21 protein-coding genes are annotated in these 23,740 nt (G+C 70.7%); 16 read left to right on the top strand and 5 right to left on the bottom strand.

Translation table 11 applies throughout. From position 1 onward, the window contains the following. Positions 1-85 precede the first annotated feature (85 nt). The 4 genes from JX005_RS09635 to JX005_RS09620 all read left to right on the top strand — a co-directional run bounded on the left by JX005_RS09635 (position 86) and on the right by JX005_RS09620 (position 4,175). Positions 86-454: a YraN family protein gene (locus JX005_RS09635; protein ID WP_214467279.1), complete on the top strand. Its 369-nt coding sequence runs from the start codon at positions 86-88 to the stop codon at positions 452-454. Beyond that, positions 451-1,980, top strand: a complete 1,530-nt coding sequence (locus JX005_RS09630; protein WP_214467278.1) for a YifB family Mg chelatase-like AAA ATPase — start codon at positions 451-453, stop codon at positions 1,978-1,980. The genes JX005_RS09635 and JX005_RS09630 overlap by 4 nt, the downstream gene beginning before the upstream one ends. Further along, entirely contained in the window at positions 1,977-3,170 is a 1,194-nt protein-coding gene (gene dprA / locus JX005_RS09625) for a DNA-processing protein DprA (RefSeq protein WP_443674036.1), read from the top strand. The genes JX005_RS09630 and dprA overlap by 4 nt, the downstream gene beginning before the upstream one ends. Before the next feature lie 90 nt (positions 3,171-3,260). Further along, entirely contained in the window at positions 3,261-4,175 is a 915-nt protein-coding gene (locus JX005_RS09620; RefSeq protein WP_214467276.1) for a tyrosine recombinase XerC, read from the top strand. Positions 4,176-4,205: 30 nt separating this feature from the next. On the opposite strand, the gene JX005_RS09615 is transcribed toward JX005_RS09620, so the two are convergent. Continuing rightward, the gene (locus JX005_RS09615) at positions 4,206-4,754 is read right to left on the bottom strand and encodes a murein hydrolase activator EnvC family protein (protein ID WP_214467275.1); all 549 of its coding nucleotides are present in this window, start codon (positions 4,752-4,754) and stop codon (positions 4,206-4,208) included. Positions 4,755-5,060: 306 nt separating this feature from the next. On the opposite strand from JX005_RS09615, the gene rpsB reads away from it, so the two are divergent. The 9 genes from rpsB (at position 5,061) to JX005_RS09570 (ending at position 11,942) form a co-directional block, all read left to right on the top strand. Beyond that, positions 5,061-6,041: a 30S ribosomal protein S2 gene (gene rpsB, locus JX005_RS09610; RefSeq protein WP_214467274.1), complete on the top strand. Its 981-nt coding sequence runs from the start codon at positions 5,061-5,063 to the stop codon at positions 6,039-6,041. A gap of 111 nt (positions 6,042-6,152) precedes the next feature. After that, positions 6,153-6,980 carry a translation elongation factor Ts gene (gene tsf / locus JX005_RS09605; protein WP_214467273.1) on the top strand — a complete coding sequence of 276 codons (828 nt, stop codon included), beginning with the start codon at positions 6,153-6,155 and terminating at the stop codon, positions 6,978-6,980. A gap of 83 nt (positions 6,981-7,063) precedes the next feature. Next, a complete protein-coding gene (gene pyrH, locus JX005_RS09600) occupies positions 7,064-7,783 on the top strand; it encodes a UMP kinase (protein WP_214467272.1) in 720 nt (239 codons plus the stop codon). A gap of 50 nt (positions 7,784-7,833) precedes the next feature. Beyond that, entirely contained in the window at positions 7,834-8,388 is a 555-nt protein-coding gene (gene frr, locus JX005_RS09595; protein ID WP_214467271.1) for a ribosome recycling factor, read from the top strand. Positions 8,389-8,559: 171 nt separating this feature from the next. Continuing rightward, positions 8,560-9,537: a phosphatidate cytidylyltransferase gene (locus tag JX005_RS09590; protein ID WP_246533797.1), complete on the top strand. Its 978-nt coding sequence runs from the start codon at positions 8,560-8,562 to the stop codon at positions 9,535-9,537. Further along, positions 9,534-10,097, top strand: a complete 564-nt coding sequence (locus JX005_RS09585) for a DivIVA domain-containing protein (RefSeq protein WP_214467269.1) — start codon at positions 9,534-9,536, stop codon at positions 10,095-10,097. The genes JX005_RS09590 and JX005_RS09585 overlap by 4 nt, the downstream gene beginning before the upstream one ends. Before the next feature lie 57 nt (positions 10,098-10,154). Further along, complete coding sequence (locus tag JX005_RS09580; protein ID WP_372447332.1) at positions 10,155-10,898, top strand: aggregation-promoting factor C-terminal-like domain-containing protein; 744 nt, start codon at positions 10,155-10,157, stop codon at positions 10,896-10,898. Positions 10,899-10,903: 5 nt separating this feature from the next. Continuing rightward, positions 10,904-11,188, top strand: coding sequence for an Rv1322 family protein (locus JX005_RS09575; protein ID WP_214467268.1), 285 nt, complete (start codon positions 10,904-10,906; stop codon positions 11,186-11,188). A 25-nt stretch (positions 11,189-11,213) separates the two neighbouring features. Beyond that, positions 11,214-11,942: an alpha/beta hydrolase gene (locus JX005_RS09570; protein ID WP_214467267.1), complete on the top strand. Its 729-nt coding sequence runs from the start codon at positions 11,214-11,216 to the stop codon at positions 11,940-11,942. A 23-nt stretch (positions 11,943-11,965) separates the two neighbouring features. Here the strand turns inward: JX005_RS09570 and JX005_RS09565 are convergent, their stop codons facing one another. Continuing rightward, the gene (locus JX005_RS09565) at positions 11,966-13,033 is read right to left on the bottom strand and encodes an AI-2E family transporter (protein WP_214467266.1); all 1,068 of its coding nucleotides are present in this window, start codon (positions 13,031-13,033) and stop codon (positions 11,966-11,968) included. Positions 13,034-13,211: 178 nt separating this feature from the next. Between JX005_RS09565 and JX005_RS09560 the strand changes: the two genes are divergently transcribed. Then, a complete protein-coding gene (locus tag JX005_RS09560; RefSeq protein ID WP_214467265.1) occupies positions 13,212-15,071 on the top strand; it encodes a DUF8094 domain-containing protein in 1,860 nt (619 codons plus the stop codon). Next, positions 15,068-16,015 (top strand): tetratricopeptide repeat protein, encoded by a 948-nt coding sequence (locus tag JX005_RS09555; RefSeq protein WP_214467264.1) that lies wholly within the window; start codon positions 15,068-15,070, stop codon positions 16,013-16,015. Before JX005_RS09560 ends, JX005_RS09555 begins: the two co-directional genes overlap by 4 nt. A 7-nt stretch (positions 16,016-16,022) precedes the next feature. Here the strand turns inward: JX005_RS09555 and glgB are convergent, their stop codons facing one another. The 3 genes from glgB to glgX all read right to left on the bottom strand — a co-directional run bounded on the left by glgB (position 16,023) and on the right by glgX (position 22,434). Continuing rightward, positions 16,023-18,200, bottom strand: a complete 2,178-nt coding sequence (gene glgB / locus JX005_RS09550; protein WP_214467263.1) for a 1,4-alpha-glucan branching protein GlgB — start codon at positions 18,198-18,200, stop codon at positions 16,023-16,025. Next, positions 18,197-20,182, bottom strand: a complete 1,986-nt coding sequence (locus JX005_RS09545; RefSeq protein ID WP_214467454.1) for an alpha-1,4-glucan--maltose-1-phosphate maltosyltransferase — start codon at positions 20,180-20,182, stop codon at positions 18,197-18,199. Before JX005_RS09545 ends, glgB begins: the two co-directional genes overlap by 4 nt. Before the next feature lie 167 nt (positions 20,183-20,349). Next, entirely contained in the window at positions 20,350-22,434 is a 2,085-nt protein-coding gene (gene glgX / locus JX005_RS09540; RefSeq protein WP_214467262.1) for a glycogen debranching protein GlgX, read from the bottom strand. A 110-nt stretch (positions 22,435-22,544) separates the two neighbouring features. Here glgX and JX005_RS09535 point away from each other — a divergent pair, with 110 nt between their 5' ends. Next, positions 22,545-23,732: a cysteine desulfurase family protein gene (locus tag JX005_RS09535; RefSeq protein WP_214467261.1), complete on the top strand. Its 1,188-nt coding sequence runs from the start codon at positions 22,545-22,547 to the stop codon at positions 23,730-23,732. The last annotated feature ends 8 nt before the right edge of the window (positions 23,733-23,740 follow it).

The following is a 23,740-nucleotide window of genomic DNA, read 5'->3' as shown; positions in this document are numbered from 1 at the left end:
CTCCCCAGCGCCATCGGCGAGGAGGCAGTGAACGGATGCCTCGGCCCGTCGCCAGCGCGACCGCCGCGGGCGCGACGATCCTTCCATGGCACAGAAGGACGTCCTGGGGCGCGCCGGTGAAGACCGCGCCGCCCGCTACTTCGAGGATCACGGCTACGCGGTGCTCACGCGCAACTGGCGCTGCCGCGAGGGCGAGATCGATCTGGTCGTCGCGCGCGGCGCCGACATCGTCGTGGTGGAGGTCAAGACCCGTCGCGGCGAGGGATTCGGCCATCCGTTCGAGGCGATCGACGCCCGCAAGCGCGCGCGGCTCTGGCGGCTCGCCATGGCGTGGATGGCTGCGCACCGCGACAGCGTCCAGGGCCGAAGGCTTCGCATCGACGCGATCGGGCTGACCGGCGCCGACCCGAGCACCGCACGGCTCGAGCACCTCGTCGACGTCGAGGTGCCGTGAGCGTCGCGCGGACCTGGGCGATCGCGCTCGTGGGGGCCGAGGGCGAGCGGGTCGAGGTCGAGGCCGATCTGTCCAACCAGACGCCGGACTTCAAGATCATCGGGCTGCCCGACAAGGCCCTCGCCGAGGCCGTGCAGCGCGTGCACAACGCGTGCGCCAACAGCGGCATGTCGCTGCCGCGCCGGCGGCTCACCGTGAACCTCTCCCCGGCGAGCCTCCCCAAACAGGGGTCGGGCTTCGATCTCGCGATCGCCGTGGCGGCGCTGGCGACGGAACTGCCGATGGATGCCGCGTCCGTCGCTTCCGCGGTCCACCTGGGCGAGCTGGGGCTCGACGGCAGGCTGCGCCCGATCCCGGGAATCCTTCCGGCGGTCGTGGCGGCGGCGCGAGGCGGACACCGCACGGTGATCGTGCCGTGGGCGAACCGCGACGAAGCGCGTCTGGTCGACGGCATCGAGGTGATCGCCGCCGTGAACCTCGCTCAGGTCGCGGCCTGGCACGGTGCCGACGTACTGGTGCCCGACGATGAGCCGGTCGAACTGCCCGACGACGATGACCTCGCCCAGCCGGAGAGGCCCGATCTCGCCGACGTGATCGGCCAGCGGGAGGCCGTCGACGCGCTGGTCGTCGCCGCAGCGGGCGGGCACCACCTGCTCATGTGCGGCCCGCCCGGCGCGGGGAAGACGATGCTCGCCCGGCGGCTGCCCGGAATACTGCCCGAGCTCGACGACCGGGCTGCTCTCACCAGCGCGTCGATCCGCAGCCTCTCCGGCGCACGCGTGGTCGAGCTGTCGCGCACTCCGCCGTTCGAGGCGCCGCACCACAGCGCCAGCGTGGCGGCGCTCGTCGGCGGCGGCTCGCGCACGGTCCGACCGGGGGCGATCGCCCGCGCGACCGAGGGGATCCTGTTCCTCGACGAAGCCGGCGAGTTCCAGGCGAGTGCGCTCGACGCACTGCGTCAGCCGCTCGAGAACGGGTCCATCACGATCCACCGAGCGAGCGCGAGCGCCGAGTTCCCCGCGCGGTTCCAGCTCGTCATGGCGACGAACCCCTGCCCGTGCGGCGACTACGGCATCCGCGGCGGCACGTGCACCTGCCCGCCCGCCGCGATCCGCCGGTACCTCGGGCGGCTGTCGGGGCCGCTGCTCGACCGGATAGACATCGAGCTGACCCTGGCGCGGGTGTCGGTGGCGCAGCGCGAGCAGGCGGCGGGCACCCTCACGACCGAGACCGCTCGCCTGCGCGTGGCCGAGGCGCGCCGCCGGGCGGCGCAGAGGCTGGCCGGCACGCCGTGGCGGGTGAACGCCGAGGTGTCGGGCGCCTGGCTGCGCGACGGCCCGCAGGCGCCGCCGCCGCTCGTCCGGCGCCCGCTCGACGCTGCGCTGCACCGCGGTGCGCTGACCCTTCGCGGGTACGACCGCGTGCTGCGCGTGGCGTGGTCGCTCGCCGACCTGGAACCCAGCCCGCAGCTCGGCACAGAGCACATCGGCCGGGCGCTGTACCTCAAGAAGGGAATCGCCCTGTGACGTCGATCGATCTCTCCCCGCGTGCGGCGCGCCGCGTGCTCAGGCCCCTTCTCGCGGGAGATGCGAGTGATGCGATGGCGGTGGAACGCCTCGCGACCGTGGTGTGGTGCCACCTCGTCGAACCCGGTGACTCGGCGGCGGGCCGCCTTCTGTCGGGTCTCGGTCCGGCCGAAGCACTGCGACTTGTCATCGGCGACGGGACGACGGAGCTCGTCGAAGACACCGACCTCGCGACCGCCCGCAAGCGCTGGCTGCCGCGGCTCTCGCTCGAGCACGTCAGCGACGCGCTGCGCAGTGCGTCGAGGGCGGGGGTGCGGCTCGTGACGCGGGCCGACCCGGAGTGGCCCCGACAGCTCGACGACCTCGGACACCATGCGCCGGTGTGCCTGTGGGTGCGCGGCTCGGCCTCCCGGCTGCTCGAGCTGCGTCCTTCGGTCGCCGTGGTGGGTGCGCGCGCCGCGACGTCGTACGGCGAGCACGTCGCCATCGAGCTCGCCGCAGACTTAGCCGGGGGCGGCGTGGCGGTCGTCTCAGGCGGCGCGTACGGGGTGGACGGCGCGGCCCATCGGGCGGTGCTGAGCGTCGGCGGGCTGACCGTCGCCCTGCTGGCGGGCGGGGTCGACCGTCCCTACCCTGCGGGCCATGCCGGACTGCTCGACAGGATCGCCGCGACCGGCGCGGTGGTGAGCGAGGCACCGTGCGGCTCCGCCCCCACGAAGTGGCGGTTCCTGCAGCGGAACCGCCTGATCGCGGCCCTCGCGGAGGCGACCATCGTGGTCGAGGCCGGCTGGCGCAGCGGCTCGCTCAACACTGCAGGGCACGCGGCGGCGCTCTCGCGGCACCTCGGAGCGGTGCCGGGTCCGATCACCTCTGCGGCGTCGGCGGGAACGCACCGACTGCTGCGCGAATACGGTGCGCAGTGCATCACCAGCGCAGCCGACATCCGCGAGCTGATCGGCCTCGACGAGTCGCCGACGTCGAGCGTCGCCGCGGACGGGCGGGCGAGAACCGACGACACGACGCGTGTCCGTGACGCGCTCAGCGCACGCACGTGGCGAGACACCCCAGATGTCGCCCGGCGGGCAGGCATGACGCCCGACGAGGTGGAGGCCATCCTCGGGCTGCTCCACCTGGAGGGTGCTGTGGTCCGCGGGCCGGCGGGGTGGCGGAATGCGAACACGCGGGACTGACTGACCCACCGCGTCGGGCGCAGCACGCGGGCCGGACACTACCCGGTGCGCCGCCCGGCGTGGTGTCGCCGGCCGGGGCAAGCTGGAGGCGTGAGAGTCGGACGGGCGGTCGACGCGTATGCCGCGCATCTCGCCGACGTGCGCCGGCTGTCGCCGGCCACGGTCCGCGCCTACCGGTCCGACCTCTCCGATCTGACGACGGCGACCGGCGACGGGGAGCTCGCCGACATCGACCTCGAGCAGCTCCGCGAGTGGCTGTGGCGCGCGACCCAGCGCGGCGACGCCCGCTCGACGATCGCACGCCGGACGTCATCCGCGCGCGGGTTCTTCGCGTGGGCCGTGGAGGAGAAGCTCCTGGAAGCCGATCCGAGTCTTCGCCTGGTCGCCCCGAAGCGCGGGCGCAGCCTGCCGAAGGTCGCGGCATCCGATTCCCTCACCGAGCTGTTCGACGTGCTCCGGGCGTCGGCGGCGGAAGGCGACCCGATCGCGCTGCGCGATCACGCCCTGCTCGAGCTGCTCTACGGCGCCGCGGTACGCGTCTCGGAGCTGTGCGGTCTCGACCTGTCCGACATCGACGCCGAGCGTCGTACGGTCCGGGTGCTGGGCAAGGGATCGAAGGAGCGCGTCGTGCCCTTCGGCGGCGCCGCGGCCCGTGCCCTCGACGCGTACCTCGTGCGGGGCCGTCCCATCCTTCGAGCCCGCGCGGAGGGCCGCGACGCACCGGCCGGCGGCTCGGCGGTGTTCCTGGGCGTGCGGGGCGGTCGCCTCGGGACGCGAGCGGTGTACGACGTCGTTTCGCGCGTTCTCGGCCCCGAACTGGGAGCCGCCGTCGGTCCCCACGCCCTGCGTCATTCCGCGGCGACGCACCTGCTGGACGGCGGCGCCGATCTGCGCGCCGTGCAGGAGATCCTGGGCCACGCCAGTCTCGGCACGACGCAGATCTACACGCATGTCTCGAGCGAGCGTCTGACGGCGACGTATCGGCTGGCGCACCCGCGCGCCTGACACGCGGACCCTGCCGCGCACGAGCCGGCGTCAGCAGCAGGGGAGGAGCACGGCTCGCGGCACACCGCCGAGCAGGAGCAGCGGATTGACGTACTCGCCGTGCAGCCGCACGCCGAAATGGAGAGCTCCCGGTTCGGTGTGCCCGCCGAGCCCGATCGTGCCGACGGGGTCGCCGGCCCGCAGCATCGCTCCCGCTCGCAGCGAGGTGTCCACGGGTTCGAGGGTGGTGACCAGGCCGTCGCCATGGTCGATGGTGAGGATGCCGCGTCCGGCGACCGGACCCGAGAAGGCCACCGTGCCCGGCGCGGGCGCTCGCACGGCGCCCGCGTCGAGCGGACGGAGATCGATCCCCCGGTGACCGGCGCCGTACGCGTGCGCCGGAGCCTGAAAGGGGCGATCGAGCCGGAACGCCGTGAGTGGCCAGCTCCACGACCGACCGTCGAGCTCGGCGCCGCCCGACGCTTGCGTCTCGCCCGCACCGGCCGCTGCCGGCGCCGCACCCGCGAGCACCGCCAGCACGATGATCAGGAGGGCGACGGTGCGGCGCGGTGCGCACGGTGGGGCGGACGGAGCGCGCATGTGCCGACGCTGCCAGCCCGAGTGAGCACCCCGGCGACCAGGCCGCCGGCCGGTGGACGGTCGTGCGCCCGGCAGCGCGGGGGAGAAGGGGCTGCTGATACACTGGACCCTGCACCCCGCTCGTCGGGGTGACTCCGCGTGCCCAGAGCTCCGCAGATCCTCGGATCCCAGCGGTGCGGCATTCACTCCCATCGGTCTCACAGAGCTTCTGTGAGTGGGCGTGTGCCGGGCACCAGGCTCGCCGGCTCCCTGCCGGCAGGAACACAACCGCAAGAGGCGCGCGAGCGCCAGAACAGGAGAACGGCTATGGCCGTCGTCACCATTCGCCAGCTGCTCGACAGCGGCGTCCACTTCGGACACCAGACCCGCCGGTGGAATCCGAAGGTCAAGCGCTTCATCCTCACGGAGCGCTCGGGCATTCACATCATCGACCTGCAGCAGTCGCTGACGTACATCGACAAGGCGTACGACTTCGTCAAGGAGACCGTCGCCCACGGCGGCACCATCCTCTTCGTCGGCACCAAGAAGCAGGCCCAGGAGATCGTCGCCGAGCAGGCGACCCGCGTCGGCCAGCCCTACGTGAACCAGCGCTGGCTCGGTGGCCTCCTCACGAACTTCCAGACGGTGTCCAAGCGCCTCGCGCGCATGAAGGAGCTCGAAGAGCTCAACTTCGACGACCCGGCTGCGAGCGGCTTCACCAAGAAGGAGCTGCTGATCAAGAAGCGCGAGCTCGACAAGCTCCACAAGTCGCTCGGCGGCATCCGCAACCTCCAGAAGACCCCCTCGGCCATCTGGGTCATCGACGCCAAGCGCGAGCACCTCGCGGTCAACGAGGCCACGAAGCTCGGCATCCCGGTCATCGGCATCCTCGACACGAACGCCGACCCCGACGAGTTCCAGTACCCGATCCCCGGCAACGACGACGCGATCCGCTCGGTGAGCCTGCTCACCCGCATCATCGCCGACGCCGCCGCCGACGGCCTCATCCAGCGTCACCAGCCGACCGACGAGTCCGCCGACGCCGAGCCCCTCGCCGACTGGGAGCGCGAGCTGCTCGAGCAGGGCACGCCGGAGCAGTCCTCCGCCGAGACCGAGAAGGTCGCCGACGAGAACGTCGCCGCCGCCGAGCTCGCGGAGGCCGTCGAGGCCGAGCAGGCCGTCGAGGGCGAGGCCGCGACCGAGTCCGCCGCCGACGCCGAGGGCGCCGCCGCTCACGACGAGGACGTGGCCGTGGCCGCCGACGAGACCGCGACCGAGGTCGCGGACGCCGAGGCCGCCGCCAAGTAATCGGCCCCGCCGCATGAACTCCGCCCCGGCGGGATCGGACTGAGTCACCGCGCTCACGCCGGTCCCGCCGAGGCATCCTCAGCACTCACCACAATCAAGGAGCCGCCACCCATGGCAAACTTCACGATCGCCGACATCAAGGCGCTGCGCGAGCAGCTCGGCACGGGCATGGTCGACACGAAGAAGGCTCTCGAAGAGGCCGACGGCGACGTCGAGAAGGCCGTCGAGATCCTGCGTCTCAAGGGCGCGAAGGGCAACGCCAAGCGCGCCGACCGTTCCACCAGCGAGGGCCTCATCGCCGCTCGCGAGCAGGACGGCAAGGTCACGCTGATCGAGCTCGCGTGCGAGACCGACTTCGTGGCGAAGAACGACCGCTTCATCGCGCTGGCCGACAAGGTCGCCGATGCCGCTGCGGCCGCGTCCGCCGACTCCGTCGAGGCCGCCCTCGCGGCGCCCGCCGGCTCGCAGACCGTCGCCCAGCTCATCGACGACGAAGCCGCCATCATCGGCGAGAAGGTCGAGCTGCGCCGCGTGCGCACGCTGACCGGCGACAAGTTCGAGGTCTACCTGCACAAGACCAGCAAGGACCTGCCCCCGCAGGTCGGCGTGGTCCTGGCCTACACGGGCGACGACGCGGAGACCGCGCGCAGCCTCGCGCAGCACATCTCGTTCGCGAACCCGTCGTACCTGTCGCGTGACGAGGTCCCCGAGGCCGATGTCGAGAAGGAGCGGGAGATCGTCACCGAGATCTCGCGCAACGAGGGCAAGCCCGAGGCCGCCCTTCCGAAGATCGTCGAGGGTCGCGTGAACGCGTTCTTCAAGCAGGTCTCCCTGCTCGACCAGGACTACGCGAAGGACAACAAGCTCTCCGTGGCCCAGGTGGCCAAGGACGCCGGTCTGACCCTGACGGGCTTCGCCCGCTTCAAGGTCGGCGCATAACATCTGGAGAAGGCCCGCATCGGACATCGATGCGGGCCTTTTCTCATGCCCTTCGGTAGTTTGTCCCCAACGAGAGGATCGTCGTGATCACTGAGACCACCGGGCGCCGCCGCGTCCTCCTGAAGCTGTCCGGCGAGGCGTTCGGCGGCGGCCAGCTGGGCGTCAATCCCGACGTCGTCAGCCAGATGGCGCGCGAGATCGCCGCGGCCGTCGACCGAGTCGAGATCGCGGTCGTCGTCGGCGGCGGCAACTTCTTCCGCGGCGCCGAGCTCAGCCAGCGCGGCATGGACCGCGGCCGTGCCGACTACATGGGCATGCTGGGCACCGTCATGAACGCCCTCGCGCTGCAGGACTTCCTCGAGCAGGCCGGCGCGGCCACCCGCGTGCAGTCGGCGATCTCGATGACCCAGGTCGCCGAGCCCTACATCCCGCGGCGCGCCGAGCGCCACATGGAGAAGGGCCGCGTCGTGATCTTCGGCGCCGGTGCAGGGCTGCCCTACTTCTCGACCGACACCGTCGCGGCACAGCGCGCACTCGAGATCGATGCGCAGGAGGTGCTGGTGGCGAAGAACGGCGTCGACGGCGTCTACACCGCGGATCCGAAGAAGGATGCCTCGGCCACCAGGATCGACCGGATCACCTACCTCGACGCGCTCCAGCGCGGTCTGAAGGTCGTCGACTCGACGGCGTTCAGCCTCTGCATGGACAACAAGATGGACATGCGCGTGTTCGGCATGGAGCCCGCGGGCAACGTCACCCGCGCGCTGCTGGGCGAGTCCATCGGCACGCTGGTCACGGCGTGAATCCCCGCGCTGAGTAGACTGATCAGGCCCACCCCCATGAAGGAGACACAGTGATCGCGGACGTCTTGGCCGATGCCGGAGCACGCATGGATCGTGCCGTCGAAGCCGCGAAGGATGACTTCGCCTCGGTGCGGACCGGGCGTGCGAACCCCCAGCTCTTCCAGAAGGTGCTGGTGGACTACTACGGCACCCCGACGCCGCTCGCGCAGCTGGCGTCGATCAACAACCCCGAGGCGCGCTCGCTCATCATCACGCCCTACGACAAGTCGGCGCTGAAGGCCATCGAGCAGGCCATCCGCGACATCCCGAACCTGGGCGTGAACCCGACGAACGACGGCAACCTCATCCGGGTCACGATGCCCGAGCTCACCGAGGAGCGCCGCAAGGAGTACGTCAAGCTGGTGCGCTCCAAGGGCGAGGACCACAAGGTCCACCTGCGCGGCATCCGTCGCAAGTCCAAGGACGACCTCGACGACCTCAAGAGCGAGTTCGGCGAGGACGAGCTCAACCGTGCCGAGAAGGAGCTCGACGCCATCACGCGGGCCCATGTCGACGCCATCGACGACGCCCTCAAGCGCAAAGAAGCCGAGCTGCTCGAGGTCTGATCTCTCATGTCCGATTCATCCGGAGGGCCGCCGGGGGGCGATCAGTCCCTCCCGGAGGCTCCTCTGACGCGTCGCGAAGCGGCTGAGGCCCGCCGGGAGACGGACACCGAGGTCGTCACACCGCTTTCCGCCTCCGACCTGGCCGGCGGGGTCGTTCCGCCCCGGCCGCCGATGCCTGAAGCGCCGGCTGCCGCGTCGGCCGACTCCGGCCCCGTGATCCAGGCGCACATCCGCGCCGCGCGCACGGAGTTCGAAAGCCAGGTCGCCCACGCACGCGCGGAGTTCGAAGAGGCCAACGAGCGCATCAAGGCCCGTACCGGGCGCGACCTCATTCTGGCGACGCTGATCGGCGTGGCCGCGGGCGCGCTGCTGCTCGGATCCCTGATCTTCGTCAAGCAGCTGTTCCTGGTCTTCGCCCTCGCGGCGGTCCTCCTCGGCGTTTTCGAGTTCTCTCGCGCGCTCGTGGCGACCGGCCGCCGGATCGACCTGATCCCGCAGCTCGTCGCCGGCGCGGTGGTGGTGCTGTCGGGCTACTTCCTCGAGCTCTGGCTGCACTGGGTCGTCGTCTTCGTCGCGATCGCCGTCGTTGTCGTCTGGCGTCTCCTGGTGCAGATGACCGCTCGCGACGGCCGCACCTACGGCGCGGTGCTGGGCGACGCCCTGGTCGGCGGCTTCGTGCAGCTCTACGTGCCGTTCCTCGCGAGCCTGTGCGTGGTGCTGCTCGCGCAGGACGGCGGCGAATGGTGGGTGCTGGCGTTCATCGCCGTGGTGGTGGCCGCCGACACCGGGGCCTACGCCGCGGGCATCCTCTTCGGCAAGCACCCCATGGCCCCGCGCATCAGCCCGAAGAAGACGTGGGAGGGATTCGCCGGCGCCGTCCTCGCGGCTGTCGTCGCAGGAGTCCTGCTCGGCATCTTCATGCTCGGGCTGGAGTGGTGGGTGGGCGTCGTCATCGGCATCGTCATCCTCGGCACGGCGACCGCCGGAGACCTGGGAGAATCGATGATCAAGCGCGACCTCGGCATCAAGGACATGAGCTCCTGGCTGCCCGGTCACGGGGGCGTGCTCGATCGGCTCGACTCGATCCTGCCGTCGGCCGCTGCGGCGCTGGCCCTCTACTACCTCTTCACCCCCCTGGTGGCATCATGACGACAGCACCGGCTGACACCCCGGCATCATTCCCCGAGACGCGCGGGCGCGAGAAGGGGTACGACAAGAGGGCCGTCGACGCCTTCCTCGCCCGCGCCCGCACGGCGTTCGAGGCGGGCGGCGAGCCGCTCACGGCCGCCGACGTGCGGCGCGCAGCCTTCCCCCTGGTCCGCCGCGGCTACGTGATCGCCTCCGTGGACGCGGCGCTCGGTCGCATCGAAGACGCCTTCGCCGCTCGCGAGCGCGAGGCGGCCGTGTCCGACCTCGGAGCGCACGAATGGGTGGGCAAGACCCGCGAGACCGCTCAGGTCATCCTCGACCGGCTCTCGCGCCCCCGCGGTCGCCGCTTCGATCGGGTGTCGGTGCTGCGGTACGGCTACCGCGTCGACGAGGTCGATCTCGTCGCCGACAAGGTGTCTCGCTTCATCGAGGCGGGGGAGTCCGTGACGGTCGAGCAGGTGCGCTCGGTCGCCTTCCGCATGCAGCGGGGCGGCTACAGCGAGACGCAGGTGGATGCCGTGCTGGATGCCGTCGTCGAGGTCATGCTCGCGGTGACGTGACGTCACCGCTCACGTCGGATGGCATGCGCCGATGACGATCGCTAGACTCGGGGAACTGTGACTTCCGGAAACGAGCTGATCCCCACCCGGCGCTCCCGGCGTCAGACCGTGTCGACGCTCGCGGATTCACGTGTCGCCGCGCCGCGACGCGCGCCGGTTCCGGCTCAGCGCTGGTCGCGTCGCCGCGGGGTTCTGGGCGTGTTCGCCGCCTTCGCAGCGGTCGGGTTCGTGGTCGCCTACATCGGCCCGACCGGCATGGCGCTGTCCGAGGCCAATGCGGAGGAAGTCGCTCCGATGACGCTCTACGCCAGTTCGCTCGGCGACATCCAGACCCGTGCCGTCGTCGAGGCCGACGACGAGGCGGCCGAGCCTCGCCCGCTCGATCGCGGCGGCTACACGGTGTATGTCAAGCCCAAGCCCAAGCCGAAGCCGGTGGTCGTCGCGCCGTCGGGCTCCGCTTCGTCGTCGGGTTGGGCCCCGCCCTTCGTCACACCCGACCCCGGGTCCGCCCAGTCGATCGCGTACAGCATGGTCAAGGCCCGCGGCTGGGGCGACGGCGAGTTCTCCTGCCTGGTGGCCCTGTGGAACAAGGAGTCGGGCTGGCGTGTCAACGCGTACAACGCCTCCAGCGGCGCCTACGGCATCCCGCAGTCGCTCCCCGGCAGCAAGATGGCGAGTGCGGGAGCCGACTGGGAGACCAACCCCGCGACGCAGATCTCGTGGGGCCTGGGCTACATCGCCGGACGCTACGGCACGCCGTGCGGGGCCTGGGGACACTCGCAGCGCGTCGGGTGGTACTGACCGCGATGCCGCGGTCCAACAGGCGTCGCCCCGAATCGAGCGGCGACGAGTCCTTCGAGCGCCTCCTCGCCGGCTGGAAGCGCACCGAGGTGCGACGCGGCGTCGAGTGGACCGTGCAGCCGGTCTCCGCCGCACAGGCTCAGAAGAGCTATGTGTGCCCGGGCTGCGGCCGCTCGATCGACGCCGGCGTGGCGCATCTCGTGGCGTGGCGGGCCGATGGCGTGCTCGGCGACGGCGCCGATCTCGCAGCCCGGAGACACTGGCACCAGCATTGTTGGAAAGTGGCCTGACGGCCCCGCACAAGGACCGGTTGACATGGAGATCCGAGGCCCCCTGCTCCTGCCCGCCCGCCGGGAGGACATCGAGCTCGAGACGCTCGACGGACTCACGCTCGTCGGCGAGCTCGCGCTTCCCGCGGGACGTGAGCCCGTCGCGACCCTCGTGACGCTCCATCCGCTGCCCACCGCCGGGGGCTTCATGGACTCCCACATCTTCCGCAAGGCGGCCGGCCGGCTGCCCGCGCTGGCCGACCTCGCGGTCCTGCGATTCAACACCCGCGGAACGATGTCTCCGCGCGGCACGAGCGAGGGCACATTCGACGGCGGCCGCGCCGAAGCGTTCGACGTGGCGGCGGCGATGGAGTTCGTGCGCGAGCGGGGACTTCCCGCCCCGTGGCTCGTCGGCTGGTCGTTCGGCACGGAGCTCGCCCTCAAGTACGGTCGCGACCACGACATCGCGGGCGCGGTGCTCCTCTCACCGCCGCTGCATCGCGCGACCGACGCGGAGGTGGCCGCGTGGGCACGCGATGACCGCCCCCTCATCGTGCTCGTTCCCGAGTTCGACGACTATCTCCGGCCGGATGCCGCGGCCCAGCGCTTCGCGAGCGTCCCGCACGCCGTGCTGATCCCGGTCGAGGGCGGCAAGCACCTCTGGGTCGGCGAGAATCAGACCCGCCGCGTGCTGACCGAGATCGTGGCGGCGATCAATCCCGATGCGCTGCCGCTGCCGACCGACTGGGACGGCGAGATCGTCGACGAAGCCTGAGCGGGCCGGGCCGCGGCATCCGCTCAGCGCTCGTTCTGGCGGGGGATGACCACCTGACGGTAGATGATCAGGATGCTCGCCGCCACGGGGATCGCCACGAGGGCGCCCAACAGGCCGAGGAGCGCACCACCCGCCAGCGCGGCGATGACGACGACGGCTCCGGGCACCGAGACAGCGCGCCCCATGATGCGGGGAGCGAGCACGTAGGCCTCGATCTGCATGTAGATCAGGTAGTAGATCCCGGCGATCAGCGCGATCGTGGGCGAGCCGAGTCCGAGACACGTGAGGACGATGATCGTCGAGCCGGTGAGTGTTCCGACCAGCGGGATCAGCGAGAAGAAGAAGGCGACGACCGCGAGCACAGCGGGGAAGGGCGCATCGATGATCGACAGGAAGATCGCACTCAGCACGCCGTTGATCACGCCGAGGCTGAGCTGGCCGATGACGTAGTAGCCGACCGAGTCGGTGATCTGCTCGCCCAGGTCGATGAAGCGCGAGCGCTTGGATGCCGGGACCAGCTGGTACACGGCGCGCTTGAGGCTCGGCGTGGACGCCGTGAAGTAGATCGTGAGGATCAGGACGATGAACGCACCGGCGAGGCCGGCCAGCAGCGCGCCGCCGATGACGATGATGCCGCCGCCGATCTCGCTGCCGATCTGGCCCACGTCGAGGGTCTTGTACCAGTCCTCGATGTAGGTCCACACGGTGTCGACGTCGAGGAGCGGGAACGTGGACTGCAGCCACTCCTTGATGCCCGTGACGGGATCGGCGAGGGCGCCCTCCTCGAAGAGCTCCTGAATGGCCGACACGAGCTGGCCGACCTGGCCGACGATGACGGGCACCACCATCAGGATGATGCCCGCGAAGGCGGCGAGCACGCCCAGGATCGTGACGAGCACGGCCGCCCACCGGGGGAGCTTGCGGCGCTCCAGCCAGGCGACGATGGGGTCGAGGCCGAGGGAGAGGAACAATGCCGTTCCGACGTAGAGGAGGATCGTCGACAGCGTCTGGATGCTGGCGATGAGGACCAGCCCGAGCCCGACGCCCAGGGTGGCGACGAACGCCACCCGGAACGGATTGTGCACCTTCATGCGACCCTCCCGACGCTGCCGGCGCGTTCGCCGAACTTCCGTTCCGTCAGGATACGCACTGCGGACGCCCAGGCCCGCGATTGGCCCCTCCCGGGCGCCTTTCAGGTCGACTTCGCTAGTCTGAAATGTCGAATCGAGGGTCCATGCCGTCCGGGCAGGCCCGGGAAAGGTGTTCTTCGTGCGTTTCGTTTGGGCCGTGGCCGCATTCGTGCTCGCCGCCGTGATGATCGGGGCGGGCATCGCGCAGCGGACGATCTTCCAGGGCCCCGAGAACGACATCGCCGCGATCTCCGTCGAGGAGCAGGCGCCGTACCTCGTCATCGACGGCGACGTGCTCAACGAGATCTCCGGCGCGCAGACGCTGCGTGCGCAGGGAGAGGGGAACATCTTCGCCGCCTACGGGCGCACCGCCGACATGCAGGCGTGGCTGTCCGACACCCCGTACAACGTCGCGACTCTCGATGACGAAGGCGAGATCGTGACCGAGCTCGTCGAGCCCGAACCCCCCGCCGAGAGCGAGACCGATCCGGCGACCGGCGATCCGGCCACCGACGAAGCCGCCGGCGGCGACGCCGCCACCGAAGAGGCCGCGGCCGAGGTGCCCTCCCGCTCTCCGGTCGGGTCGGACCTGTGGCTCGACGAATTCCAGCAGAGCGACATCCTGATCGCACCGCTGCAGCTCCCGTCCCAGATGAGCGTGCTCGTCGCCACCGACGGAACGGCCCCCGCGCCGTCGAACGTGTCGGTGTCCTGGCCCATCGCCAACTCGACCCCGTGGGCCGGCCCGCTCATCGTGGGCGGCGGCATCCTCATGGCCGTCGGCGTCTTCCTCTACTTCCTCGGCATCCGCCACGCCCGCCGCTCGCGCGGTCCGCGCCGCAAGGGCCTGCCGCTGCCGGTCACCGAGCCCATCGATCTGGCCATCGACAGCGCCGACAAGGGCGTCATCAGCTCGACTCCGAGCACCCGCCGCGCTGTGACCGGCGGACGCCGCGCGTTCGCCGTCCTGCCTGTCGTCGCCGTGTCGGCACTGCTCTTCAGCGGCTGCTCGGCGGACGCGTGGCCGCAACTGGGCTCGACCCCCACGCCGACTCCGACGGCCTCGGTGATCGAGCAGGAGGGGCAGCAGTCTCCCGCCGTCACGAAGCCGCAGGCCGAGCGCATCCTCGCGCGCATCGCGGCAACGGTGGCGGAGGCCGACGAGGCCAAGGACAAGGACCTCGCGGCCACGCGCCTCGACGGTGCGGCCCTCGCGGCCCGGACGACCAACTACACGCTGCGCGCCGCGATCGCGGACTACGCCGCGCCGGCCCCCATCCTCACCAAGCCGCTCGAGATCGTGCTGCCGGAGTCGAACGACTCCTGGCCCCGGTCGGTCATGGCCGTCGTGGACGACGATGAGAGCAAGACCTCGAGCATCATGGTCCTCACCCAGAAGGACGCCTGGTCGCCGTACAAGCTCTCGTACTCGGCGGGCCTCGAGGCGTCTACTCCGATGCCCGATCTCGCGCCGTGGTACATCGGCGCGGTCGAGCCGGCAGCCGACTCGCCCTTCCTGATCATGCCTCCCGAGGACCTTGCGTCGGCCTATGCCGACATCATCAACAAGGGCGAGGACAGCCCGCATTTCGATCTGTTCGAGGAGGAGGGCGACCAGCTGCGCGCCAGCATCGTCGCCGACCGTCAGCGTCGTCTCGACTCGTTCAACGAGACGGCCGCCAAGACGGGAAGCTTCACCTTCTCGTCGGGCCCCGGCCAGTTCGCACCGCTCGCGCTCGCCACCCTCGAGAGCGGCGCCATCGTGGCGGTCAGCGTCAACGAGATCGACACGGTCAAGCCGACCGACCCGGGCGCGGTGATCAAGCTTCCCGACAACCAGACGGTGAAGACCCTCGCAGGCGCCGATCAGTCGGCGACCGGCTTCACGACCACGTTCAGCGACCAGGTGTTCTTCTACGTCCCCGGACAGGGATCGACCGAGAAGATCCGTCTGCTCGGCTACTCGTCCGACATCCTCAACTCGAAGGTGATCAAGTGACCGATCCCACCTCGGGCGCCGCGCTGCGTGGCGCTGTCGACCTCTCGACCCTGCGCAATCGTCCGGCGGCGGCGGCGCCGGCGGGGCAGGACCGGGAGGCGATGCCGGCCGGATCCGTTCCGTCCCTGGTCATGGACGTCACGGACGACACGTTCGCCCAGGTGCTCGAGCTCTCGCGCACCGTGCCGGTCGTCATCGACCTGTGGGCCGAGTGGTGCGGACCCTGCAAGCAGCTGAGCCCGGTGCTCGAGCGCGTCGTGACGGAACTCGGCGGTCGTCTTGTCCTTGCGAAGGTCGATGTCGACGCCAATCCGCAGCTCTCGCAGGCCTTCCGCGCGCAGTCGATCCCGATGGTCGTCGCGCTCGTCGCCGGACAGCCGGTGCCGATGTTCACCGGGGCGGTGCCCGAGCAGCAGGTCCGCGAGGTATTCGCCCAGCTCCTTCAGCTCGCGGCGCAGAACGGCGTCACCGGCACGGTGAGTGTCGACGGGGATGCCCCGGCCGAGGCATCCGAGCCCGTGGAGCCGCCGCTGCCCCCGCTGCACGCCGAGGCCTTCGACGCCATCGAGGCGGGCGACTACCCCCGCGCGATCGCCGCCTACGAGAAGGCGCTGGCGGAGAACCCCCGCGACGCGGATGCTCGCGCCGGCCTCGGGCAGGTGCGCCTGCTCGACCGGGTCCAGGGCGCCGACCTCCAGGCCGCCCGTGCGGCCGCGGCCGCCGCGCCCACCGACATCGACGCCCAGTTCGCCGTCGCCGACCTCGATGTGGCCGGGGGTCACGTCGAGGACGCGTTCGGACGCCTGCTCGAGCTGTTCGCGCAGTTGCCGGCCGAAGAGCGTGCGCCGGTACGTGAGCGCATGCTCGAGCTGTTCGCGCTCGTGGGCGATGCAGACCCGCGCGTCATCCGTGCCCGTGGGCAGCTCGCCTCGCTCCTCTTCTGAGCGGCGCTCAGCCCTTCGTCGGAGACGGGATGTGGGCCTCCGGGTCGTGCCTCAGCCACAGCACGCCGAGCGGAGGCAGCACGAGCTTCGCGCGTCCGCCGTCGCCGGCGTGCACCATGCCGAGGTTGCCGACGCCCGAGCCGCCGTAGGCTTCGGCATCCGTGTTGAGCACCTCGTGCCAGACGCCCTGTTCGGGCAGATCGAGCTCGTACGACGTGATCGGCACACCAGAGAAGTTGCAGATCACCGCGATCGAGTTGCCGTGCCAGTCGCGGCGTGCGAAGGCGATGACGTTCCGATTCCACTGCGGGGCACCCAGGCGGACGAACGCCGCGCCGTCGCTGTCGCGTGACCAGAGCGCGGAATGGTCGCGGTAGACGCGGTTGAGCGTCGCGACGAAGGACTGCAGCTGGGCATGCGACGGCTGGTCGAGCAGCCACCAGTCGAGCGAGCGGCCTTCCGACCACTCGGACAGCTGGCCGAACTCCTGACCCATGAACAGCAGCTGCTTGCCGGGATGGCCCCACATGTAGGCCAGGAATGCGCGCATGTTCGCGAGCTGCTGCCAGTGGTCGCCGGGCATGCGCCCGATGAGACTGCCCTTGCCGTGCACGACCTCGTCGTGGCTGATCGGCAGCACGAAGTTCTCGCTGAAGGCGTACACGAAGGAGAACGACAGCTCGCCCTCGTGGTGCGAGCGGTACATCGGGTCGCGCTTGATGTACTGCAGCGAGTCGTTCATCCAGCCCATGTTCCACTTGAAGCCGAAGCCGAGGCCGGCCTGCCGCGTCGGGGCGGTGACGCCGGGGAAGCTCGTGGACTCCTCGGCCATCATGGCGATGCCGGGGTAGCGCTTGTAAGCGGTGGCGTTCACCTCCTGGAGGAAGCGGATGGCCTCGAGGTTCTCGCGCCCGCCGTGCACGTTCGGCACCCACTCGCCCTCTTCACGCGAGTAGTCGAGGTAGAGCATCGAGGCGACGGCGTCCACGCGGAGACCGTCGACGTGGAACTCCTCGAACCAGTAGAGGGCGTTGGCGACGAGGAAGTTGCGCACCTCGTTGCGGCCGTAGTCGAAGATGTACGTGCCCCAGTCGCGGTGTTCGCCGCGCCGGGGGTCGGGGTGCTCGTAGAGGGCCTCGCCGTCGAAGCGGGCGAGGGCGAAGGCATCCTTCGGAAAATGCCCCGGCACCCAGTCCATGATCACGCCGATGCCCGCACCGTGCAGACGGTCGATCAGGTAGCGCAGATCGTCGGGCTGCCCGAACCTGCTCGTGGGCGCGTAGTAGCCGGTGACCTGATAGCCCCACGAGCCGCCGAAGGGGTGCTCGGCCAGCGGGAGGAACTCGATGTGCGTGAAGCCCTGAGCGCCGACGTAATCGATCAGCTGGTCGGCCGCCTCGCGATACGACAGGCCAGGCCGCCACGAGCCGAAGTGGAGCTCGTAGACCGACATGGGCTCCGATACCGGCGTGGAGCGCGCCCGGCGCGCCATCCACGCGTCGTCCGCCCAGCGGTAGGAGGACTGCGTGACCACCGACGCGGTCGCGGGTGGGACCTCGGCGAGGCGCGCCATCGGGTCGGCCTTGGTCACCCAGCCGCCGGATCGGCTCAGCAACTCGAACTTGTAGGTCGCCCCGGCGCCGACGCCGGGCACGAAGAGCTCCCACACGCCGCTGCCGCCCATCGAGCGCATGGCGTGAGTCTGGCCGTTCCAGTCGTTGAAGGAACCGGTGACGCGGACCGCCCGCGCATTCGGCGCCCACACCGTGAAGGCCGTCCCGCTCGTGCCCTCGAACTCGCGCACGTGCGCGCCGAGCACACGCCAGAGCTCCTCGTGGCGACCCTCTCCGATGAGGTGGAGGTCGAGCTCGCCGATCGTGGGCGAGAAGCGGTAGGGGTCGTCGGCGATGTAGTCGGGTGCATCCTCGTACGTCGTCACGAGCTCGTACCGGCGCAGGGGACCGGAGCGCGTCCCCTCCCAGATCCCCGCGCGCACGTGCTCGAGCGGCACGCGCGTGCCGTCGACGAACACGGCGGTGACGCTGCGCGCCAGCGGGCGGCGTGCCCGGACGGTCCAGAGGGCGCCCCCTTCGGCGTCGTCGCCGTAGTGGATTCCAAGCACGCTGTGCGGGTCGTGGTAGGCGCCGTCGGCGATGGCGTCGAGCACACTGTCGGTCGTCGTCATCGGATCTCCTTGACGTGCAGGATGTGGACGGGCTCACGGAAGGCGTCCAGCTGGACGAAGTTGTGATCGGACCACGTCCACTGCGCCCCGGTGACGAGATCCTCGACCTCGTAGGGGTCGCCGGGCGCGACGCCCCACACGCGGGTGTCGAGGTGCACCATCGTCTGCCGCACCGAGTGCGGGTCGGTGTTGACGACGACGATGATCGTGTCGCTGACACCCGTGGGCGACAGGTCCGCGGGAAGGTGCTTCGCGTACACGAGGATCGCGTCGTCGTCGCTCCAGTGGATCGTGATGTTGCGCAGCTGACGCAGTGCGGGGTGGTCGCGACGGATCTCGTTCAGGCGCGTGATCCAGGGCGCGAGCGAGTCGCCGGCCGCCTCCGCGCCCTCCCAGTCGCGCACCTTGATCTCGTACTTCTCGTTGTCGATGTTCTCCTCGGAGCCCGGGCGGGCCACGTTCTCGAACAATTCGTAGCCCGCGTAGACACCCCACGTGGGGGCGGCGGTGGCCGCCAGCGCCGCCCGGATGACGTACGCCGGTCGCCCGCCGAACTGCAGGTACTCCGTCAGGATGTCGTGGGTGTTCACGAAGAGGTTCGGCCGCATGAAGTCGGCCGTCTCGGTGGCGATCGAGGTGAAGAACTCCTCGAGCTCGCGCTTGGTGTTGCGCCAGGTGAAGTACGAGTAGCTCTGCTGGAAGCCCGCCTTCGCGAGCGTCTGCATCACCTCGGGACGCGAGAAGGCCTCGGCCAGGAAGACGACGTCGGGACGGTCGGCGTTCACCGTCGCGATGAGCCACTCCCAGAACTCGAGCGGCTTGGTGTGCGGGTTGTCGACGCGGAAGATCGTGACCCCCTGCGCGATCCAGTGGCGGACCACCCGCAGCACCTCGGCGTAGATGCCCGCCGGGTCGTTGTCGAAGTAGACCGGGTAGATGTCCTGGTACTTCTTGGGGGGATTCTCCGCGTACGCGATCGAGCCGTCGGGCAGGGTGACGAACCACTCCGGATGCTCGGTGACCCAGGGGTGATCGGGCGAGGCGTTGAGGGCGATGTCGAGCGCGACCTCGAGGCCGTTGTCGGCGGCGGCACGCACGAAGGCGCGGAAGTCCGCCATCGAGCCGAGCTCGGGCGCGATGGCGTCGTGGCCGCCCGCCGCAGCGCCGATGCCGTACGGCGAGCCCGGATCTCCCGGTTCGGCGGTGAGGCTGTTGTTGCGGCCCTTGCGGTTGGTCGTGCCGATCGGATGCACCGGCGGGATGTACAGCACGTCGAAGCCCATGGCGCGCACAGCGGGCATGCGGGCGCGGGCGGTCCGGAGGTTGCCCGGCTTCACCCGGCCGTCCTTGAGCCGCTTCGCGCCCTCCGAGCGGGGGAAGAACTCGTACCACGCGCCCACGCCCGCCCGCTCCCGCTCGACGAGCAGCTCGAGCGTCGGTCCGGTGGAGGCGATGGACATGAGCGGCCGCTGGGCGAAGAACCCGGCGATGGCCGGGTCGCGCACGACGGCGAGTGCGCCCTGGCTGTCGATCTTGGCATCGCGAAGGGCTGCGGCCGCGCCGGCGAGCGTCTTCCGCTCGGCGGCGGACCGGTCCTTCTCATCACGGGCGCGATCGAAGAGCAGAGCACCCATCTCGCGCATGAGCTCGACATCCACCCCTGCGGCGATCTTCACGTCCGCCGCGTGCTGCCAGGTCAGGAAGTCATCCCCGAACGCCTCGAAGCGGAAGGTCCACAGTCCGTCCTCCAGCGGGGCCACCGTCGTCGCCCACCGGTCCAGACCGTTCTCCAGCGGGGCCACCGCGTGGAGCGACTCGTCGCCCGATGGGGAGAAGAGCCGCAGGTGCACGCCGATGCGGTCGTGCCCCTCCCGGAACGCGGTGACGCCGAACGGCACGGCTTCGCCGTTGAACGCCTTCGGGCGATACGGTTCGCCGGGTATGGAGGGGGACGGCTTCGTGAGGGGGATGCGGCCGGTCATCGTCTCGACGTGCGATTCGTGCACGCGTGCAGGACGGACAGGGAGTGCGGAGAGGCTCCGCCACGGACGTGGGGGAGTCGGACGCGTCGGTGATGCCACGATTCGAACCTACCGGGACCGGTGAACGCTTGATAGGAGCTTGCGCGGAGGGTGCGAACCGTGGATGCTCACTCCGCGCGGAACAGGTGCATCGACGTTCCGGGCACCGGCACGACCTCGCCCGGGGCGTGATCGTCGTGACCTAGCACCGGCGCCTCGTCGGCGCTCGACCACAGCGGCACGTACCTGCTGACCCCTTCGATCACGGGGAGCGTGACCTCGGTCGCGCGCTCGGTGCCGTGGATGATGAGCAGGATCCGGTTGAAGTCCTCGAACTCCGGCGTCGACGCCGCGACGTACTGGAGCGTGCGGTGCGACGGGCTCGTCCACCGCTCGCCCGACATGGTCTCACCATGCTCGTCGAACCACTCCATGACGGAGGCCGACGGCGTGTGCTCGCCGAGTCGCGCGAACCGGATGGGGCGCAGCGCCGGATTCTCGCGTCTCAGCGCCAGCAGCCGCTGCACATGGGCGAAGAGGTCGCGCTGCCAATCTGCGTGCTCCCACGACAGCCAGGTCAGCGGCGAATCGTGACAGTAGGCGTTGTTGTTCCCGCGCTGCGTGCGGCCGAACTCGTCCCCGGCGGTCAGCATCGGGATGCCGGCGGACAGCAGGAGCGTGCCGAGCAGGTTGCGCATCGCCCGGCGGCGCGTGGCGAGGATGCCCTGGTCGTCGGTCGGGCCCTCCGCCCCGTGATTGAACGACCGGTTCGTGTCTGCGCCGTCGCGGTTCTGCTCGCCGTTGCCGAGGTTGTGCTTGACGTCGTAGGAGACGAGGTCGCGCAGTGTGAACCCGTCGTGGGCCGTGACGAAGTTGACGCTCGCGAGCGGTCCGCGCTCGGCGGAGAAGGTGTTGGCCGATCCGGCGAGGCGGGTGGCGAATCCGCCGATGCCGACCGGGGCCGTGGACGCCCGGCGGGCGTAGTCGACATCGCTGAGCCAGAAGTTGCGCACGCGGTCGCGGTAGCGATCGTTCCACTCGCTCCAGCCGTCGCCGAAGTTCCCGGTCTGCCACCCGCCCATGCCGACGTCCCACGGCTCCGAGATCTTCTTCACGCCGGCGAGGGCCGGGTCATCGATGATCGCGCGCAGCAGCGGATGGTCGGGGGTGAAGTGGTGGTCGGCGTCGCGGCCGAGCGTCGCCGCGAGATCGAAGCGGAACCCGTCGACCTGCACGTCCTCGGCCCAGTAGCGCAGAGAATCCAGGATCAGGCGGGCTGCGGCATCCGTCGACGTGTCGACTGAATTCCCGCAGCCGGTGACGTCGATGTAGGCGCCGTCGTCCTGCTGCCGGTAGTAGGCGGCGTTGTCGAAGCCGCGCAGACTCGACCGCGGGCCGCCGAGACCCTCCTCGGCCGTGTGGTTGTAGACGACGTCGAGGATGACCTCGAGCCCGGCCTCGTGCAGCAGCCGCACCATGCCCTTGAACTCCCGGAGGACCGCCTCCGGCCCCTCGCGACGCGCCCGCTCCGTGGCATACGGAGCGTGGGGCGTGAAGAAGTTGAGGGTGTTGTAGCCCCAGTAATTCGACAGGCCGTGCTGCAGCAGGCGCGGCTCGGTCGCGAACGCGTGCACGGGGAGGAGCTCGATGCTCGTCACCCCGAGCGACAGGAAGTGCTCGATCATGGCGGGATGCGCGAGCCCGGCGTACGTGCCGTGAAGGGCGGGCGGGACACCCGGATGCCGCTTCGACAGGCCCTTCAGATGACCTTCGTAGATCACGGTGCGATCCAGAGGGACCGCGGGCTTGGCGATGCCGCCCCAGTCGAACGAGCCGTCGACGACCACCGACCGCCAGGCGTCGTAGCCGCCGCGGTCGAGCCCGCGCGAGTAGGGCTCGATCAGCAGCGTGCCGCGGTTGAAGGTGTTGCCGGGAGCGTGCGGCCCGTCGACCCGCACGGCGTAGCGGGTGCCCGCGCGCAGCAGGTGCGTGGTGACTTCCCACACCCCACCCCCGACGGGCTCGAGCGGGACGGTGTCGGTGGCCCAGTCGAGGTCGGTGTCGTCGAAGACGACGAGCTCCATCGCGTCGGCGGCGCCGGACCACGCCCGGAGTCTCCCGCCGTCCGGGCCGAGCGTGACGCCCAGGTCGTCGAGGTCGGAGCTGTGCAGTCCCGGAGACAGGGTCGACGCAGCGAACTGGTGGCGAGGCATGCGACCTACAGTAGTAAGCGCAGGGCTCCCGGGCGTCACGGCACCCGGTCCCGGCGGACATGAGACGCAGTCGCGCCGGCGCGACCGCCGGACGCAGGAGGGGGAGTGCAGTGCACGTCTACCTCGATCACGCGGCCACGACGCCCCTGCGGCCGGAGGCCCGCGACGCCTGGCTTCGCGCGACCGCCGACGTGGGCAATGCATCCTCGATCCACGGGTACGGCCAGTCCGCCCGACGGGTGCTCGAGGAGTCGCGCGAGCGGCTGGCGGCGGTGCTCGGCTGCGACCCGATCGAGGTGGTCTTCACCTCGGGCGGCACAGAGGCCGTCAATCTCGCTGTGAAGGGACTGTGGTGGGCGCGGGATGCCGCGACCGACGCGATCGTCCTGCCCGACGGCGAGCACCATGCGACCCTCGACGCGATCGAGTGGCTGCGCACCGCGGAGGGCGCCGTGCTGCGCCACGTTCCCCTCGACCCGCGCGGCGCGATCGAGCCCGCGCGCTTCGCCGAGAGCCTGGCCGGCGCGGCGTTCGCGACCGCCCTGGCGGCGAACAACGAGGTGGGCACCGTCAACGACGCACGCGGGCTCGCCGCGGCCGCCGCCGCAGCCGGCATCGCGCTGCACGTCGACGCGGTCGCCGCGCTCGGCCACGTCCCGGTCTCCTTCCGCGGATGGCGAGCGGATGCCGCGGGCCATGTCGGGCTGTGCGCGATGAGCGTCTCGGCGCACAAGGTCGGCGGCCCGGCGGGAGTGGGTGCGCTGGTCGTGTCACGGCATGCGCGCCTCGCGCCCCTGGTCCACGGCGGCGGCCAGCAGCGCGGTCTCCGGGCCGGCACGCAGGACGTCGCCGGGGCCGCCGCCTTCGCCGTCGCCGCGGAACTGGCCGAGTCGGAGCGGGAGGGCGAGGCCCGACGGCTCACGGACCTGCGCCGGAAGCTCGTGCTCGGCATCCTGTCCTCCGTTCCCGAGGCCGAGCTGCTCGGCGATCCGGAGGACCGCATTCCCGGCAACGCCCACGTGCTGTTCCCGGGTGCGGCGGGCGAGACGCTCCTCTTCCTCCTCGACCAGGCCGGCATCGCGGTGTCGACCGGGTCGGCCTGCCAGGCGGGCATCCCCGAGCCGTCGCACGTCGTGCAGGCCCTGGGCCGATCGGATGCCGAGGCCCGACAGGTGCTGCGGTTCACGCTCGGCCGCACCTCGGTCGACGACGACGTCGCGCGGGTGCTCGATGCGCTGCCAGGCGTGGTCGAGCGTGCGCGGGCGGCGTCCGGGTCGTCCTCAGGCGGCCACTCGTAGACTGGACC

The sequence above is a fragment of the Microbacterium flavescens genome, assembly GCF_018588945.1.
Lineage (GTDB): Bacteria > Actinomycetota > Actinomycetes > Actinomycetales > Microbacteriaceae > Microbacterium > Microbacterium flavescens.
The sequence above is the reverse complement of the archived record's forward strand: the minus strand, read 5'-3'. Positions and strand labels throughout refer to the sequence as shown.